The organism is Streptomyces pratensis, from assembly GCF_037137275.1.
In the GTDB taxonomy this organism is placed as follows: Bacteria; Actinomycetota; Actinomycetes; order Streptomycetales; family Streptomycetaceae; genus Streptomyces; species Streptomyces pratensis_B.
Window position 1 is genome coordinate 73,753 of sequence record NZ_JBBBEN010000045.1, and the last position, 16,178, is coordinate 89,930.

The following is a 16,178-nucleotide window of genomic DNA, read 5'->3' on the forward strand; positions in this document are numbered from 1 at the left end:
CTCTCCCGAAAGACTCGCGGGAAGACCGCCACGTAGGCGGCACGAAAGCGGCAGGAAGGCCGTGACGACGCAGGCCCTGACCCGGTGGACCCGGCCACCGCCGCTCAGCCGAGCCGGCAGAACCCCTCAGCCACGCGGGTAGCGGGCCAGCCAGCCCGGAGCGACGGCCGTCGGGCTGTGCAGGGCGGGGCCCTGGGTCATCTCCATCGCGAAGTCGTCGGCCAGTTCGAGGAGAGTGGCGCGCCCCTCCAGCTCCGCCAGCCAGGCCGGCGGCAGGGCCGTCTCACCGTGCAGGGCACCGAGCAGCGCGCCGCAGACCGACCCGGTGGCGCGGGAGGGGCCGCCGTGGTTCACGGCGAGCCGCAGCCCGTGCCGGATGTCCTCGCTGACCAACGCGCAGTAGACGGCTCCGGCGAGGACCTCTTCCGCGGCGTCGTCCACCCCCAGCGCCTCGATCAGAGCCGGCCCCGGGATGCCCTGCCGTACGGAGCCGAGGGCCCGTCGCAGCGCCTCGGTCACCGGCTCGTGACCGGGCCGTTCGGCGATGAGGGCCAGCGTGTGCTGGACGGAACCGTCCAGGGTCTCCCCGCGCGCCAGCCCGTGCACCAGGACGGCGAAGGCTCCCGCCGCCAGCTGGGCGACGGGATGCCCGTGGGACTGGGCGGCGCACTCGACGGCCAGTTGCAGCACGAGCTGCGGCTCCCAGCCGACGAGCAGCCCGAACGGCGCGGACCGGGTGAGCGCTCCCGCGTCGCGGGCGGCCGGGTTCTTCGGCCGGTCGAGGGTGCCCATGACGGTGTCGCCGAAGCCGGCCAGGCACGCGCGGGCGGGGGCGCGGCGGGCGTAGAGCCACTCCTCCACGGCCAGCCAGCCGTTGTCCTCCCGCCGCTCGTCGGGCCCCCAGTCGTGCTGGGTGGCCGCCCACCGGCGGTGGGCCCGGTGCACATCGGTGGGCGGGTGCCACGCGCCGGTGTCGCGGCGGACCTGGGCGCGGATCAGCCCGTCGACGGTGAACAGGGTGAGCTGGGTGAGCGATGTGACGGCCCCGCGCCTGCCGTGCGCGACCACGTAGTCGGTGACCCCTTCGGCCCCGTGGGCCTCGCGGATCTCCTCCAGCGACAGACCGCTGACCCCGGCGCCGAGCGCGTCCCCCAGCGCCCCTCCGAGCAGGGCCCCGCGGACCCGGCCGCGGAAGTCCTGCTGCTCGGCCCGGCCCCAGACCACCGTGGTGCCCGTGCTCACCCCTCCCCCTCCCCGTCGCCGCTCCTCCACCGGTGCGCTCGACGGTGTCGCGTGCGCCTGTGCGGGCCTCTGCGGGCGACCGCGCAAGCACTGTATTCGAACGGGAACGGTCGGCAGAGGGGCGACCGAGGTACGTACGGGTATGTCGACGGACGTCCCGCAGGTCGTTTTTGACCCGTGGTCGGTGGCCGGTCGGGAGGGGCCCTCGCCCCTACGGCGCCTCGCCCGACCCCAGCCGCTGCCGCTGCGCGCGGGCCCACGCGTACTCCGGGTCCAGCTCCAACGCCCGGTCCAGGTCCGCCAGCGCCCGGGAGCGGTGGCCCAGCGCCTCCCGTGCCAGGGCCCTGCTGCCGTGCGCCCAGGCGTAGCCGGGGTCCAGGGCGATGGCCCGGTCGTAGCAGGCGACGGCCTCCTCGTACCGGCCCGTCGCCCGGTACACCTCGCCCCGCTCCCCCTCGGTCCCCGCCAGGCCCGGCGACAGCTCCTCCGCCCGGTCCAGGTCGGCGAGCGCGCCCACCGGGTCGCCCAGGACGCTGCGGACGCGGGCGCGGCGGACCAGCGCCCAGACGTACTCCGGCCACAGGGCGATCGCCCGGTCGAAGTCGTCGAGGGCCTCCTCGTGACGGCCGAGGCGGTGGCGGACCAGGCCCCGGCTGCCCAGGGGGACCGCGTCGGACGGGCCCAGCGCGTGGGCGCGGTCCAGGACGGTCAGGGCCTCCTCCAGCCGCCCCATCCTGCGGTACGTCTCACCCCGCTCGCGCACCGCCCAGGCCCAGGCGGGGGCGATCTCCTCCGCCCGGTCCAGGTCCGCGAGGGCGGCCTCGTACCGGCCTAGCGCCCGCAGCACCACCGCCCGCCCCTGGTGGGCGCGTTCGCTGCGCGGGTCCAACGCCACGGCCCGCCCGTGGTCCGACAGGGCCGCCTCGGGGTCCCCGGCCCGGAAGCGGTCCCAGGCCCGTGCGACGAGGGCGGCGGCCCTGGACCGGTCGTCCAGCTCCGCGCGGGTCAGCAGCAGCCCGAGGGCGGCGGCGGGGCCGGGGCCGTGGTCGGTGAGGGCCGCGAGCAGGTCCCGGCCCCAGTCGCGTACGACGGCGCTGTCGGCGTCCTCGCCCGCGTCCGCGAGGGTCCGGGCCCAGTGGCGGGCGACCGGCGGGTGCTGCCCGCAGAGCTCGATCCCGGTGCGCAGGGCCTCGGGCAGCGCGGCGAGGGGGCGGGCGCAGAGCCGGTGGTACAGCACGTCCAGCGCCGCCCGGCACCACGCTTCCCGCGCCCAGAGGCGCTCCGGGTCGACGCCCTCGGCCGCCGCGTCCCTGCGGGCGGCGAACGCCTCGGCCAGCCGGTCGTGCGTCTCGGTCCACCGCTGCGGGGAACCGGTGCGCTGGAGCCGGAGCATCGGGGCCCGGACGACCCCGTGGTAGCGGGAGCGGCCCGTGTGCGGTTCGGCGACGAACGGCAGCTCGTGCAGCCACGCGTAGAGCCCCCGCGCGGTGTGCGGCCCGTCCTGCGGTACGGCGGCGGCGACCAGGTCCTCGTCGAACCGCCGGGGCAGCGCGCACGCGAGGGCCGCCGCCCGGCGGTCCGGGTCGCTCTCGCCCGCCAGGAAGCGTTCCACGGCGGTCGCGTTCGCCTCACCGGCCGCCCCGGGGTTGGCGGCGAGCGTCGACACCAGGACCGGCAGCCCGCCGGAGAGCCGCAGCACCTCCCGCACGGCGGGCTCCTCCACCACACCCCGCCCGCTGAGGAACCGTCGCGCCTCGTCCTCGGTGAACGGCCCCAGCGGTACGTCGGTGACCAGGCGGCCCCGGTCGCCCCAGCGCACGGGGTCCAGGCGGCGCTGACCGGCCAGGGTCAGGACGAGGTTGGCCGGCAGCTCCCCGTATCGCCCCGGCGTCAGCAGGTCCGACAGCCAGCGGTCCAGGAGGGGCGCGGTGCGCTCGTAGGCGTCCAGGAACAGGGCCACCCACGGCACGGTGTCCGCGACCCGCCCGAGCTCGGCGACGAACACCGGGCTCAGGACCCGTACCGGTTCCGCCAGCAGCCGCGCCTCCTCCTGCTGCCGGGCCCGCCCCCCGAACACCGCCCGCAGCCCGCCCGCACCGCGTGCCACGACCGCCGGATCGATGCCCCCGGCCAGCGCCCCGACCACGGGTATCGCCCCCGCGGCGATCAGCCCCGCCTGGGCGGCGGCCAGCGCACCCGGCGACGGGCTCCCCCCGCCGGACGCCCCCGCCGCGGCCTCGCCCTCCGCCGTGAGCCGGTCGGCCGCCTCGTGGAGCGCGCGGCGGTATGCGGCGATCAGCCGGTCCAGCGCCTTCAACGGGCGGCCCTGCTCGGCGAACTGCGCGGAGACGGCCGCGAGCACCTCCGGCACCGACTCCGCGCTCTCGTCGGCCGAGGCGATCAGCGCCCCGGCCTCCCGCGCCGCCTGCCGCCACTCCCGTACGAGCGAGGTCTTGCCGACCCCCGCGTTGCCCCGCACATGGAAGACGAACCGGTGCCGCTGGTCCTCCGGCGGCACGGTGAAGTTGCCGCGGAACAGGGCGAGTTCGGCCTCACGCCCGACGAAGTCGGCGCGGCGCCGCTCCTCGATGATCTGCTGGAGGGACAGACGGCGGGGCGTGGTCGCGGGCATGGGGACAGTCTGTCAGCGCACGGGGACATCCGGCGGCCGCCGCCCTCCCCGGGCGGCGGCGCCGGCCATCGGCCCCGTCGTCCGTGTCAGCCGATGTAGTTGGCCCAGTTCGACCACGCGGCCCTGGTGCCCGGCCCGGCGATGCCGTCGATCGGGCCCGAGTAGCCGGAGTACTGCTTCAGGAAGCGCTGGAGCGCCTTGATCGTGTTGGGTCCGACGATCCCGTCGATCGCGTCGTTGTAGCCCCACCCCGTCTCCAGGCAGCGCTGGATCGCCTTCCAGCTGTTGGCGCCCAGCCGGCCGTCGATGGCTCCGGTGTAGCCCCAGCCCCTCAGCCACGAGCGCTGCAAGCCCTCGGCCTGCTTGGTGGTGAGGCCGAGGTTGTTCGTCGCGAGGGCGCCGAAGGCCTCGGCGCCCGCCGCCGGCGGGGCGGCCGGCGCGGGCGTCGCGGCGAAGCCGGTGCCCGCGGTCGCGAGGGTCCCGATCGCCAGCCCGACCACGGCGGTGGCGCTGACCATCGACCTCGTCAGGACGCTCGGTCGCATGTGTTCTCCCCTTCGTTCGTCCGGTCCTGGTGGCGGGAGGGACGCTGCCACGGGGCTCACAACGCCCACAAGGGAACGCGGGACGGTGGGACGGTGGGACGGGGAGTCGCGCATGTGACCTGGGCGTCTCACCGTCTGCCGGGACAGGGACAGGACGCGGGGAGACGGTGGACGCCCGTCGTCGTCGGCGTCCGTCAGGCCCACGGGTCGAAGGGGACGCCGCCGGGCTTGGCGCTGTCGAGGAGGTTGCGGAAGCGGTTGTCCCTGTCGGTGATCTTGATGGTCGCGGCGCCGAAGTCGGCGTTCATGAGGCGGTCGCGCAACGCGGTGCTGGGGAAGCCGTTCCAGTCGACGAGCGGGGGATAGCGCCAGTTGCCGTAGTGGTTCTCCGGCGGCTCGTCGTTGCCGTTGGCGAGGCGGAAGAAGTGCGTGCTCGGGCCGTCCTTGTGGTAGACGGCCTTGGGGTGGGTCCCGTCGAACCGCACCTGGGAGCGGGGGTAGGTCTTCACCGTGCTGTGCTGGGTGGTCGAGACGTAGGCGACCCGGTCGGCGCCCTGGTCGACCCAGGAGATCACGTGCTCGAAGTCGTGCCGGTGGCCGCCCAGTCCGCTGCCGTGGACGGCCTGGTCCTTCTCGAAGTAGCTGGCGTACACGATGGCGCACCAGCCGTTGTTGCACAGCGAGCGGGCGTACGTCTGGGAGTTGTCCAGGTCCCACCGGTCGCGGCAGCTTCCGTTGACCGCGCCGGTCGTCCTCAGCCCTCCCGCGAGTGTGCCGTCCGGGCCGATGGCGGGGGTGGCGTAGCAGCCGTCGCCGTCGTAGTCGTAGGCGGGCGAGAAGGTCTGCTCGTAACCCCCGGCGTTCTGGGGGAGGTTGTGCGGCGGGTCGGCGTGGGCCGTGGAGGCGGGGACCAGGACGAACAGGGCCGCGGCGGCGAGCACCGCGCCGGCGCGGGAGACCGCCCCGCGGCGAGGGCCGGCGGTCTCCCGCCGCCGGGGCCGAAGACGTATCGCCCGGCGGGCGGGGGCGGGCGGGGTCGGGATGCGCATGGTTCGCTCCTCACGGGGCCGGTCCCGGTGGGGGGACGCACGGCAGGGGTGGAATCGGCGGGTCCGGGAAGTCGATACCCAGGAGGCGGCGGCCGAGACGGGCGGGCGGCTTCCTCCTCGTTTTCCACACGTCCGGCTTCCGTCCGGACGGGCCGGGGCCGCCCGTTGTTCTCCTTTCGCCGGTCCGGCCGGGTCGTCACGGGGCCGGGGGCGCCCGTATCGCCGTTTCGAGCGCCCGATACACGCCCAATAGGCCCGCGGTGCACCGGAGACACGGCCCCGATATCGCCCTCCTGGAAGCTCGTCGCAGCGCTCGGAAAGCCGGGCCCGACGAAGCGGGGGGAAGCAGCGCGTGACTACGCAAGGCAGCGGTCCCACGGGCGACGTGGTGGTCCAGAAGTTCGGCGGGAGTTCGCTCGCCACCATGTCCCAGGTACGCCAGGTCGCCGACCGGGTCGGCGCGCTCGCCCGCTCCGGGCGGCGCGTGGTCGTCGTGGTCTCCGCACAGGGCGACACCACCGACGAGCTGATCGGCCGGGCCGACGCGGTCAACCCGCACCCGGCCGGCCATGAACTCGACCAGCTTCTCGCCACCGGTGAGACCGCCTCCGCGGCGCTGATGGCGATGGCTCTCCAACGCGACGGTCTGGCCGCCACCGCCCTGTCCGGGTCCCGGAGCGGCATTCTCGCCACCGGCCCGCACGGCGCGGGCATCATCGTCGCGATCGACACGGAGCAACTGCGCAGCCTTCTGGACGCCGGGCGGACCGTGGTGGTCGCCGGATTCCAGGGCGTCACCGCCGAGGGCGACATCATCACCCTCGGCCGCGGTGGCTCGGACACGACGGCCGTCGCGATCGCGGCCGAACTGCGGTCCGGCCACTGCGAGATCTACAGCGACGTGCCGGGGGTGTTCACGGCCGACCCGCGGGTCGTGCCCGCCGCCCGCCTCATGCCCGACATCGACATCGACGTCATGACCGAGATGGCGTTCGCCGGAGCCCGGGTCATGCACTCACGGGCCGTCGAACTCGCCGCCCTCTACGACGTCGACATCCTCGTGGGCCGGTCGACGTCCACCGAGACAGGCACCCGTATCCATCGACGAGACGGAAGCGACATGCTTGAGGACAGGACCCCGGTGATCGCCGTCGTCCACGACGCCGACATCGCCCGGGTCACCCTGCGCACGCACGACACCCCCGACCCCTCACCCGCCGTCTTCCAGTTCCTGGCCCGGGAGTCCATCCCCGCCGACATGGCCACGGTCTCCCCAGAGCCGGGCGGCGGCTACTCGATCGGGCTCACGGTCCACCGCTCGCACGTGGCGGACGTCAGCAGGTCCTTCCGGGACCTCACGGCCGCGCGGCGGGGCGGGGTCGAGGTCGAGGACAAGGTCGCCAAGGTCTCGATCGTCGGCCAGGGGCTGCTCAGCCGGCCCGAGTACGCCTCCCGGATGCTCGCCTCGCTCGTCGGCTCGGGCATCAACGCCCGTTCGCTGTCCGCGTCGCAGCTGCGGGTCTCGGTCACCGTGCCCAGCGGCGAGGCCGTCCGCGCGGTGGGCCTCCTGCACGACGAGTTCGGGCTGGGCACCGAAGCGGACGCGATGGCCCCCAGCGCCGCGCCCCGGCCCTGACGCCGTACCTCCGGCCCGCATCCAGGACCTGACGCCGCACCCCGGCGCCCTCCGCCCCGGACGCCGCACCCCGCGTCCCTCTCTTCACCCACCTCGGACGCCGTACATCCCCACCCTGATGCCGCCGTCCCGGCGTACGGCATCCGTCGACAACCGACAGGAGCACTGATGGCGCCCAACGCACCCTTCGGCAGGAGCCTGCGACTCCAACGGCTCCACCACCACGCCCCCGACCGGCTGTTCATCGTCCCGTTGGACCACTCGATCACCGACGGCCCGCTGACCCGCGCCCACTGCCTCGACTCCCTCGTCCGCGACCTCGCGTCGCACCGCGTCGACGGGATCGTCCTGCACAAGGGCTCCCTGCGCCACGTGAACCCGGAGTGGTTCACCCGGACCTCGCTGATCGTGCACCTGAGCGCCAGCACCATGCACGCCCCCGACCCGAACGCCAAGTACCTGGTGTCCAGCGTCGAGGAGAGCCTGCGGATGGGCGCGGACGCCGTCAGCGTCCACGTCAACCTCGGCTCAGACGAGGAGCGCACCCAGATCGCGGACATGGCGGCGGTCGCGGACGCCTGCGACCGCTGGAACGTTCCGCTGCTCGCCATGATGTACCCCCGCGGGCCCAAGATCGCCGACCCGCGCGACCCGGCGCTCGTCGCCCACGCCGTGCAGGTGGCCGTCGACCTCGGCGCCGACCTCGTCAAGACCCTGTACGTCGGTTCGGTGGCGGAGATGGCCGAGATCACCTCGTCCTCCCCGGTGCCGGTCGTCGTGGTCGGCGGGCCGCGCGACAACGACGAGGGCCGGATTCTGGCCTACGTCGACGACGCCCTGCGCGGCGGCGCCGCCGGGGTCGCCATGGGCCGCAACGTCTTCCAGGCCGCCGACCCCGGGGCGATGGCGGACAAGCTCGCCGACCTCATCCACCACAGCGAGAGGCACGCGCCGCCGGTTCCCGCCGGCATGGCGTCCACCGCTGCCTGATCTCCCCCCTGCCCGCGGTCCACCCGGTTCCGCGCCACCCGTACCAACGCTTCTGGCCCGTACCAACGCTTCTGAGGAGTTCTCCCATGTCTTCGAAACTGACCTGGCTCGACATCCGCGCCCTGGGTGAGGCCCGTGCCGCCATCGTGCAGGAGGCGCTGCACCACCGGGTGGACGCGCTGGTCGCGGACGACCCGGCCGACCTCGCGGACCTGCCGCCCACCGTCACCAAGGTGCTGCTCCTCCAGGGCAAGCCGCTGCCGGAGCAGTTCGGCGACGCGACGGTCGTCATCGTCGACCCGGTCAAGCACGGGGTGACGCCGGCCGAGCTCGCCATCAAGCACCCCGAGATCGAGTTCGGGCGGTTCGTCGAGATCATCGACGCGCCGACCCTGGAGGACGCCTGCGAGTCCTCGCGGACCGAGAAGTGGTCCGTGCTCCTCTTCCGCGACCCGACCAAGATCCCGCTGGAGATCGTGATCGCCGCCGCCGCGCGGGCCACCGGTTCGATGGTGACCATCGCGCAGGACCTGGAGGAGGCCGAGATCCTCTTCGGGGTGCTGGAGCACGGCTCTGACGGCGTGATGATGGCGCCGAAGGGCGTCGGGGACACCGCGGAGCTCAAGCGGATCGCCGAGGCGGGCATCCCCAACCTCAACCTGACCGAACTGCGGGTCGTCGAGACTAGCCACATCGGCATGGGCGAGCGGGCCTGCGTGGACACCACCACGCACTTCGGCGAGGACGAGGGCATCCTGGTCGGCTCGCACTCCAAGGGCATGATCCTGTGCGTCAGCGAGACCCACCCGCTGCCGTACATGCCCACCCGGCCGTTCCGGGTCAACGCCGGCGCCATCCACTCGTACACGCTGGGCAAGGACGAGCGCACCAACTACCTCAGCGAGCTGAAGACGGGCAGCAAGCTCACCGCCGTCGACATCAAGGGCAACACCCGGCTGGTGACGGTGGGCCGGGTGAAGATCGAGACCCGGCCGCTCATCTCCATCGACGCGGAGGCCCCGGACGGGCGGCGGGTCAACCTGATCCTCCAGGACGACTGGCACGTGCGGGTCCTCGGCCCCGGTGGCGTGGTCCTCAACAGCACCGAGCTGAAGCCGGGCGACACGGTCCTCGGCTACCTGCCCGTCGAGGACCGCCACGTCGGCTACCCGATCGACGAGTTCTGCCTGGAGAAGTAGGACCGACCGGCGGGCTTCCCGCCCGCTGTGGCCGCGCCGCCCGGGTTCCTCCGGGCGGCGCGGTCGTCGTCGTGGCGCCGCCGGGTCGCCGCGACGGCCGGCACCAGCACCACCGCGACGGCTCCGAGCACCGCCCCGAGGGCGAAGACCAGGAACCCGCCGCTGCCCAGCCCCCGGCTGACCAGCACCCCGCCCAGCCATGGGCTGACGACCGCGCCGAGCCGGCCCACCCCGGTGACCCAGCCCAGGCCGGCGGCGCGGTCGGCCCCGGGGTAGAAGCGGCCGGCGACCGCGTAGACCATGGTGCTGGCGCTGAAGAGCCAGATGCCGGTGAAGGCGACGACCCCGTAGGTGAAGGCCAGGGACGGCCCGGTGGCGAGCAGGGCGAGGCCCCCCGCGGTGAGCAGGAACCAACAGGCCGCGACCCGGACCGCGCCGAACCGGTCGGCCACCCGGCCCGCGACGAGCATGCCGACGATGCCTCCGGCGTTGATGACCATGAGCAGGCTGACCGAGGTCGACAGGCCGTATCCGGCGGAGCGCATCAGCTGGGGCAGCCAGGTGGAGATGCCGTACACCAGGAGCAGCCCGCAGAAGGACGCCGCCCACAGCAGCGGCGTCGCCAGCCTGCGGCCCGGCGCGACGAGGGCGCGCACCGCCCGCAGCCGGCCGGCCGCTCCAGGCGCGGGCGCGTCCTTCGCGGACGGGGCCGGCAGCCCGTACCGCTCCGCGGTGGCGCGGGCCTGCTCGAACCGCCCCTGGGCGTACAGCACGCCCGGCGACTCCGGCAGATGGCGCAGGAGCAGGGGTACGGCGATGAGCGCGGGCAGCGCGCCCGCGGCGAAGGGCCAGCGCCAGCCGTGGTCGGGGGCCAGTGCGAGGCCGAGCCCCGTGGCCGCCATGCCTCCGGCGTGGTAGGCGGTCATGAGCACCCCGGTGGCCAGGGCCATGCGGCGCGGCGGGGAGAACTCCGCCACGACGGTGAGGCAGATCGGCATGAGCCCGCCGAGCCCCAGGCCCGCGAGGAACCGCCCCGCGCCGAACTGCGTGGGGTCGCCGGCCAGGGCGCAGACCCCGGACCCGGCGGAGAAGAGCAGGACGCACCAGACGAGGACGGCGCGTCTGCCGAGCCAGTCGGTGGTGTTGCCCGCGGTGAGGGCGCCGATGAGCATGCCGAAGGTGGTCCAGCTGCCGATCCGGCCGGCCGCGGAGGCGTCGAACCCGAAGGCCGGGTCGTCGAGCATGTAGGGCATGACAGCGCCGTAGACCGTGACGTCGAGGCCGTCGAAGAAGACGACGAGCCAGCACAGGGCGAGAACTGCGTACACGGGGTTTTCCCTCCCGCCTCGGGCGCGGTGGCGTGCGCGCACGGCTGCTGGGGCGGGGGTGTGCGCACAACGCAGCGGTGCCGGGCAGCGGGTCTCCGCTGCCCGGCACCGTTCGGCCGAGGACTACTGGTCGTAGGTGTAGAACTGGGTGTGGTCGAGCAGGTCCGCGGGGGTCTTGGTGTGCCAGGGTCCGAGCGGGGTGTTGAGGTCGGGGACGTCCAGGGTGGGGACGGCCGGCAGGTAGTGCGGGACGTCGGGGTTCCGCTCCATCCACAGTGCCCAGCACCGGTCGATCATGCAGTGGTTGAGGAAGAACACCGGGTCGTTGGGCGAGCCGATGTACATCATGTGTCCGCCGGTCCAGACGTGGGCCGCGCCGTGCAGCTTGCCCAGCCGGGGCTCCCAGGCGAACTTGGTGTAGCCCTCCAGGTGGTTGCGGAAGCTCTCGTAGGGGGGCGTGCCGCCGGAGGTGTGGTTCCAGGGCGGGCAGTCGTACACCGGGAGCGCGAGGGTCTCCTCCAGCTCCTGGGGGGTGGGCAGGTCCGGGGTGAGGGTGCCGAAGTCCCGTACGAGGTAGTCACGGTCGTCGTGGGTGTAGTTGCCGTTCAGCGCGGGGTCCTCCGGGCCCTCCGGGATCACGCTGATGTTCAGCTTCCAGCCGTTGTCGCGGGCGAACGGCCCGGTCATCACGCGGCGGTCGCCGGGCCGGCCGTTGCCGCCCATGAAGTCGTCGGCCCACAGCGGCGAGTCCTCGCCGTGGTCGGTGGTCCAGTCCCAGTAGGGGAGGGTGACCCGCGGGTCGACCCGCTGGAGGGCCTGTTCGAACTTCAGCAGGTACTGCCGGTGCCAGGGCAGGAAGCCCGGGTTGACGTGCCCGAGGCGCTTGCCGGTCTCCTTGTCCAGGTAGTCCATGGAGTTGACGCGTATGTGGAGCTTGACGAACTGGTCGTAGATCCCGCGTCTCTTGATCTCACGGACGGCGTGGACGAAGCGGCGCTTCTCCTCTGCCGTCATGGCGAGGTGGTTCTTGCGTACGTGGACCATCGCTGGCTTCCTTCGCTCCGGGGCCGGGATCAGATGTGGGTGACGTGCGAGCCGTGCGTGGACGGCTGGAGCTGGGCGCCACGCAGTTCCTCCACGGCGCGCCGGGCGGCGTCCAGCGGGCTGGTCGCCATCTCGTAGTGGCACATGGAGCTGAGGTAGGCGTCGTCCGCGAACTTCATGAGGTGCAGGGGCTGGTCGTCGATGTAGACGCCGCCGCCCGCCGCCGCGGTGGCGACGCGTATGGTGCGGCCGCGGTAGCGCTCGACGTGCTCCTGCTCCGCCGCGCCGGCGGGCGCGGCGGCCTGGGCGGTGCTCTCGCCGTCACCGCTCATCAGGGGGACGGCGGCCGCGGCGGCGACGAGCGCCGCACCGGTGGTGGCCATGACCATCTCTCGCCGGTTCATGGGCATACAGGGGGTCCTTTCTCATGCCTGCGGATACGGGAACGGGGGTGGGCGGACACGGGGGCGGGTCTCGCGGGACCGGCGCCCCGGACGCCGGGGCGGGGGTCCGGGCGAGGGGCCCGGCGGGCGTCAGCGCTGGGCCACGACGCCCTTGGGTTCGAGCAGGAACTGGGTGTAGTTGTCGTCGTGCGGGATGCCGGGGATCGCCGTCCAGGGCAGGACCCGGCCGCGCGTCACCTTGCGGATGCTCGGCTCCCGGATCACGGCCTCCACCAGGTCCTCGCGGTCGGTGAGGAGGTTGAGGACGAGGGAGTCGCGCAGCGGCTCCACGCCGTCGGCCTCCGTCCACGGGGCCACCACGACGAAGGGGAACGGCAGTTCCGTGCCCACCGCCGGGTGTCCGGCCCGGTCGGCGGAGAGCACGACGGGCCGCAGCAGGCACGACCCGTCGTCCAGCTCGACGACGGTCTCGCTCTCGCCGGCGCGGGCGCTGTGGTCGGTGAGCGAGCGGCGCAGTTCGGCGACCTGTGCGCGCAGTCGGCCGGCGCGGTCCCGGCTCACCACCAGGAGCGTGGCCCCGTCGGCCGTCGCGGGCATCGAGGGGAGCTTCCCGAGCCGCTCCGCGAGCCGGTCGGCGAGGTCGTCCACCGACCCGGTGGTCAGGACGGCCGACAGGTTGGTGCACCGGGTGCCCCCGTCGAAGGACGCGGACATCGCCAGGTGCTCGATGACGGAGTCGTCGGGGTCGGCGTCCACGAACGCCTTGGTGCGCCCCGGTCCTCGTACGGCGACCGATTCGCGCTGGTGCCAGGTGGCGACGGCGCTCTCGCCGCCGTAGACGATGCCGCGGTCGGCCTCGCGCAGCAGGAGTTCGCCGACCTGCCGGGAGCAGGGCAGGAACGCCGCCTTGGCGGGCGGCAGGCCCGCCGCGGTGAGGGCGGCCAGCAGCCGGGCGGGGGTGAAGGGGTCCCGGCTGCCGGGCTTGACGAGGACGCTGTAGCCGTGGAACAGCGCCTGGACCCAGGAGACGTTCGGCACCGGGTGGTTGCTCGCCATGACGGCGGCGAAGACCCGTCCGCGCGGGACCCAGCGGGTGTCGAAGCCGTCGCCGAGGCCGGTGGCGGGCAGTTCCGCGAGGGTCGTCTCCGGGATCTCGCTCATCTCGGCCGTCAGGTCCGCGATGGCCTGGTCGACGGCGGTGGCGGTGAGGCCGGTGGAGCGGCAGACCCGGGTGACGTACTCCTGCGGGCTCTCGCCGTCCAGGACCGCGGTGGCGAAGAGCCGCGCCGCCTCGGTGAACACGGCGGGGGCGGGGGGCCTGCCGTCCGCATGGGCGCGTATCTCGTGCAGCGCGGCGACGGCGAGCAGCTGGGGTGCGGTCCCGACGTCGGCGAGGACGCCGCCCAGGACGCTCGGCAGCGCGGACCGGTCAGAGCTGTCGACCCGGCGGCCGCAGACGACCGGGTCGAGGGCGATGGCGGCGGGCGCGGCCGTGCTCATCAGTAGACCCCCTCGATGATGGTGACGTCGTCGAGGCTGCGGTACGTCTGCACGTCGGCGAGGCCGTCGACGAAGGAGTCCTCCTGCGGGCGGACGCGGATCGCGGTGTCCCTCTCCAGGATGTTCGGCAGGAACATCTCCTCGGAGACGAGCTGGAGCCGGACCCGGCCGCGTTCGCCGTACGCCACCGGCTCGCCGTTCTCGTCGACGAGTTCGAGGCGGGTGGTCTCGGGGAACGGCTCGAAGACGCAGGGGTGGGAGTCGCCCGGCCGGGCGGGGCGCTGGGGGGCGACGCCCATCAGGCTGTTCCCGTAGATCCCGACCACGCGGGCGTCGGCGAAGAAGACCTCGCGCAGCTGCTTGAGGTTCTCGGTGCTGATCGACGTCCCGGCCCAGATGATCGCCCGGATCTTGGTGCGCACCAGCTCGTAGAGGCGCGGCCGGAGGCAGATGGCGGCCAGCAGGGGCGGGGTGGTGTTGAGGACCGCGACGTCCTGGCTCTCCAGGATCGTCTCGGCCTGGTCCAGCAGGTGCTGGACGTACGCCTCCGCCTCCTCGCCGCGCTCGTCGGCCAGCAGCCGCTTCACCCAGCGGGGGTCGAGGTCGACGCTGTAGAAGACACCGCCGCCGAGCGCGGCGTAGCGGGCCGTGTCGAATCCGATGACGTGCGGTCCGCCGGGGCCCAGGTGCAGCCAGTTGCCGTCCGCGGGTACGCCGCACGCGATCAGCCGTTGGCGGGCCCACGCGGTCACCTGGGACCGGTAGGCGCTGTCCACGATGCGCTTGGGGGAGCCGGTCGTGCCTCCCGAGTCGTAGACCCGGAAGGGGCGGTCGGCCAGGCCGCGCGGGATCAGGTCCTGGGCGGGCACGGAGCGGAGTTCGGAGCTGACGTCCGGGAACCGGGTCAGATCATCGAGCCCCTGCACCTCGGTCACCGGGTCGAACCCCAGCGTGTCCAGCTTCCCCAGCCAGAACGGAGAGCCGGTCGCGGCGTCGAAGTGCCAGGCCATCAACTTGCGTACGTGACTGTCGAATTCAGGATCAATGATGCGACTCATGACTGTCTTCCGCTCTCCTGATCGCGGGCAAGGGCGGTACGGGAACCCATCGTGCGGGCGACGCCTATCGGACACGTATCGCTCGCGTGTCATGACAGCGGTCCGCCCGCACGAGACCGTGCGGGCGGACGGCGGCGGGCGGTGTCCCTAGGCGGTGCGACGGGACAGGGCGAACGCGACGACGGCGGCGACCAGCGGGAAGAGCCCGATGACGCCGAGGGCGGTGGAGAGCGACATCGACTTGGCCAGCGCGCCCGCGGTGGCGCTGCCGACGCCTCCGCCGACGAAGAAGGTCAGGTTGAGCAGCCCCATCGCGCCGCCGCGCCGCGCCGGCTCGATGTGGGCCGACATCAGGGCCGTGGTGAAGACCTGGGTGACGGAGAACGCGGCGAAGCCGAGGGACGCGCCCAGCAGGAGCAGCAGGACGCCCGACCCGGCCAGCGCGCCGCCCAGGGCCGCCGCGAAGGCGAGGGCGACCGCGCCCAGGAGCTTGTTGCCCCGGTCTCCGGCGGTGAGGGTGCCGGCCAGCCGGGAGAGCACCGCGCCGACGACCGCGCCGGGCAGCAGCCACACGCCGACGGCCAGCACACTCCAGCCGTGGTCGCGGACGAGGAGCTGCGGCACCGCGTACATGGCGGCGAACAGCCCGCCGTAGACGCCGATGCCGATGACGGCCGCCTTCAGGAAGACGCGGTCGGTGACCAGGACGCGGGGGACGAAGGAGGTCTCACTGGTGCGGGTGCGCCAGGTGAGGCCGGCGCCGGCCAGGAGCAGCACGGCGGCGGTGACGATGACCAGCGGGGCGCTCAGGGCGAGGGCGGAGGACTGGATCAGCACGAGGAACGACATGGCGGTCAGGGTCAGCAGGGCGGCGCCGGGCAGGTCCATGGAGCGGCCGGAGTTCTTGCGCTCCGGCGCCCTGGCCATGCAGAGGGGCACGACCAGCAGGGAGAGCGCCGGCAGGACCAGGGCGATGCGCCAGGTCACCCACTCGGTGAAGACGCCTCCCGCGAGGGTGGCGCTGGCCGAGAAGATCGCCATCGTCGCGCCGAATCCGGCGAACACCTGGGGGCGGCGGTCCGGGGGCACGGAGGCCGTCAGCGCCATGGCGCAGGCCGCCATCGCTCCGGAGCCGGCGGCCTGGACGAAGCGTCCGGCCACCAGGACGCCGAGGTTGGGGGCGAGGAGGCAGATCGCGGCGCCGACGGCGAGCGCGAGGGAGCCGAGGAGGAGTGCGGTCCGCAGGCCGCGGGTGTCGGCGAGCCGTCCGAACAGCGCCGTGCCGACGCCGAGGGCCAGCGCGTGGGCGGTGAGCACCCAGGCGGTGGCGGTGGACGAGGCGTTCAGGGAGGTCGCCACGTCGGGGAGGGCGACGCCGGCGGCGGTGACGCCGAAGACGACCGGGCCGAAGAGGGCCCCGAAGAGCAGCCCGGCCGAGCGGGCTCCGGAGGGTGGGGCGTCGGCGGCGGCCGCGGGGGACGCGGCCTGGTGTGTGGTCACGAGAGCTCCATAATTGATGAGTACCTGCCAATATCCCGGCAGGGCGGGGAG

The 16,178-nt window shown here is 73.7% G+C and carries 13 protein-coding genes; 3 read left to right on the plus strand and 10 right to left on the minus strand.

Features of this window, described 5'->3' with window-relative positions:
- Positions 1 to 126: 126 nt before the first annotated feature.
- The 4 genes from V9U70_RS00830 to V9U70_RS00845 all read right to left on the minus strand — a co-directional run bounded on the left by V9U70_RS00830 (position 127) and on the right by V9U70_RS00845 (position 5,468).
- Entirely contained in the window at positions 127 to 1,242 is a 1,116-nt protein-coding gene (locus V9U70_RS00830) for an ADP-ribosylglycohydrolase family protein (RefSeq protein ID WP_336672439.1), read from the minus strand.
- A 211-nt stretch (positions 1,243 to 1,453) separates the two neighbouring features.
- Entirely contained in the window at positions 1,454 to 3,874 is a 2,421-nt protein-coding gene (locus V9U70_RS00835; RefSeq protein WP_336672440.1) for a tetratricopeptide repeat protein, read from the minus strand.
- A gap of 86 nt (positions 3,875 to 3,960) precedes the next feature.
- On the minus strand, positions 3,961 to 4,419 hold the full coding sequence (locus V9U70_RS00840; RefSeq protein WP_336672441.1) for a peptidoglycan-binding domain-containing protein: 459 nt from the start codon (positions 4,417 to 4,419) through the stop codon (positions 3,961 to 3,963).
- 194 nt (positions 4,420 to 4,613) lie between these two features.
- The gene (locus V9U70_RS00845) at positions 4,614 to 5,468 is read right to left on the minus strand and encodes an NPP1 family protein (RefSeq protein WP_336672442.1); all 855 of its coding nucleotides are present in this window, start codon (positions 5,466 to 5,468) and stop codon (positions 4,614 to 4,616) included.
- Between the two features lie 352 nt (positions 5,469 to 5,820).
- On the opposite strand from V9U70_RS00845, the gene V9U70_RS00850 reads away from it, so the two are divergent.
- The 3 genes from V9U70_RS00850 (at position 5,821) to griH (ending at position 9,293) form a co-directional block, all read left to right on the plus strand.
- Complete coding sequence (locus V9U70_RS00850; RefSeq protein WP_336672443.1) at positions 5,821 to 7,104, plus strand: aspartate kinase; 1,284 nt, start codon at positions 5,821 to 5,823, stop codon at positions 7,102 to 7,104.
- Between the two features lie 168 nt (positions 7,105 to 7,272).
- The gene (gene griI, locus V9U70_RS00855) at positions 7,273 to 8,094 is read left to right on the plus strand and encodes a 2-amino-4,5-dihydroxy-6-oxo-7-(phosphonooxy)heptanoate synthase (RefSeq protein ID WP_336672444.1); all 822 of its coding nucleotides are present in this window, start codon (positions 7,273 to 7,275) and stop codon (positions 8,092 to 8,094) included.
- 86 nt (positions 8,095 to 8,180) lie between these two features.
- Positions 8,181 to 9,293: a 3-amino-4-hydroxybenzoic acid synthase gene (griH, locus tag V9U70_RS00860; RefSeq protein ID WP_336672445.1), complete on the plus strand. Its 1,113-nt coding sequence runs from the start codon at positions 8,181 to 8,183 to the stop codon at positions 9,291 to 9,293.
- Here the strand turns inward: griH and V9U70_RS00865 are convergent.
- The 6 genes from V9U70_RS00865 to V9U70_RS00890 all read right to left on the minus strand — a co-directional run bounded on the left by V9U70_RS00865 (position 9,260) and on the right by V9U70_RS00890 (position 16,127).
- Positions 9,260 to 10,621, minus strand: a complete 1,362-nt coding sequence (locus tag V9U70_RS00865; protein WP_336672446.1) for an MFS transporter — start codon at positions 10,619 to 10,621, stop codon at positions 9,260 to 9,262. The two genes, griH and V9U70_RS00865, sit on opposite strands and share 34 nt — an antisense overlap.
- Positions 10,622 to 10,744: 123 nt before the next feature.
- A complete protein-coding gene (griF, locus tag V9U70_RS00870; protein ID WP_336672447.1) occupies positions 10,745 to 11,665 on the minus strand; it encodes a grixazone synthase in 921 nt (306 codons plus the stop codon).
- A gap of 29 nt (positions 11,666 to 11,694) precedes the next feature.
- Positions 11,695 to 12,075 (minus strand): tyrosinase family oxidase copper chaperone, encoded by a 381-nt coding sequence (locus V9U70_RS00875; protein ID WP_336672448.1) that lies wholly within the window; start codon positions 12,073 to 12,075, stop codon positions 11,695 to 11,697.
- Between the two features lie 123 nt (positions 12,076 to 12,198).
- A complete protein-coding gene (locus V9U70_RS00880; protein WP_336672449.1) occupies positions 12,199 to 13,569 on the minus strand; it encodes an aldehyde dehydrogenase family protein in 1,371 nt (456 codons plus the stop codon).
- Positions 13,569 to 14,627: a phenylacetate--CoA ligase family protein gene (locus V9U70_RS00885; protein ID WP_336672450.1), complete on the minus strand. Its 1,059-nt coding sequence runs from the start codon at positions 14,625 to 14,627 to the stop codon at positions 13,569 to 13,571. The genes V9U70_RS00880 and V9U70_RS00885 overlap by 1 nt, the downstream gene beginning before the upstream one ends.
- A gap of 147 nt (positions 14,628 to 14,774) precedes the next feature.
- Complete coding sequence (locus V9U70_RS00890) at positions 14,775 to 16,127, minus strand: MFS transporter (protein WP_336672451.1); 1,353 nt, start codon at positions 16,125 to 16,127, stop codon at positions 14,775 to 14,777.
- Positions 16,128 to 16,178: the final 51 nt, after the last annotated feature.

Coding starts and splice junctions, on each gene's coding strand:
- V9U70_RS00885 (WP_336672450.1), bottom strand. CDS start 14,627: ATGAGTCGCATCATTGATCCTGAATTCGACAGTCACGTACGCAAGTTG.
- griH (WP_336672445.1), top strand. CDS start 8,181: ATGTCTTCGAAACTGACCTGGCTCGACATCCGCGCCCTGGGTGAGGCC.
- V9U70_RS00835 (WP_336672440.1), bottom strand. CDS start 3,874: ATGCCCGCGACCACGCCCCGCCGTCTGTCCCTCCAGCAGATCATCGAG.
- griF (WP_336672447.1), bottom strand. CDS start 11,665: ATGGTCCACGTACGCAAGAACCACCTCGCCATGACGGCAGAGGAGAAG.
- V9U70_RS00880 (WP_336672449.1), bottom strand. CDS start 13,569: ATGAGCACGGCCGCGCCCGCCGCCATCGCCCTCGACCCGGTCGTCTGC.
- V9U70_RS00845 (WP_336672442.1), bottom strand. CDS start 5,468: ATGCGCATCCCGACCCCGCCCGCCCCCGCCCGCCGGGCGATACGTCTT.
- V9U70_RS00875 (WP_336672448.1), bottom strand. CDS start 12,075: ATGCCCATGAACCGGCGAGAGATGGTCATGGCCACCACCGGTGCGGCG.
- V9U70_RS00840 (WP_336672441.1), bottom strand. CDS start 4,419: ATGCGACCGAGCGTCCTGACGAGGTCGATGGTCAGCGCCACCGCCGTG.
- griI (WP_336672444.1), top strand. CDS start 7,273: ATGGCGCCCAACGCACCCTTCGGCAGGAGCCTGCGACTCCAACGGCTC.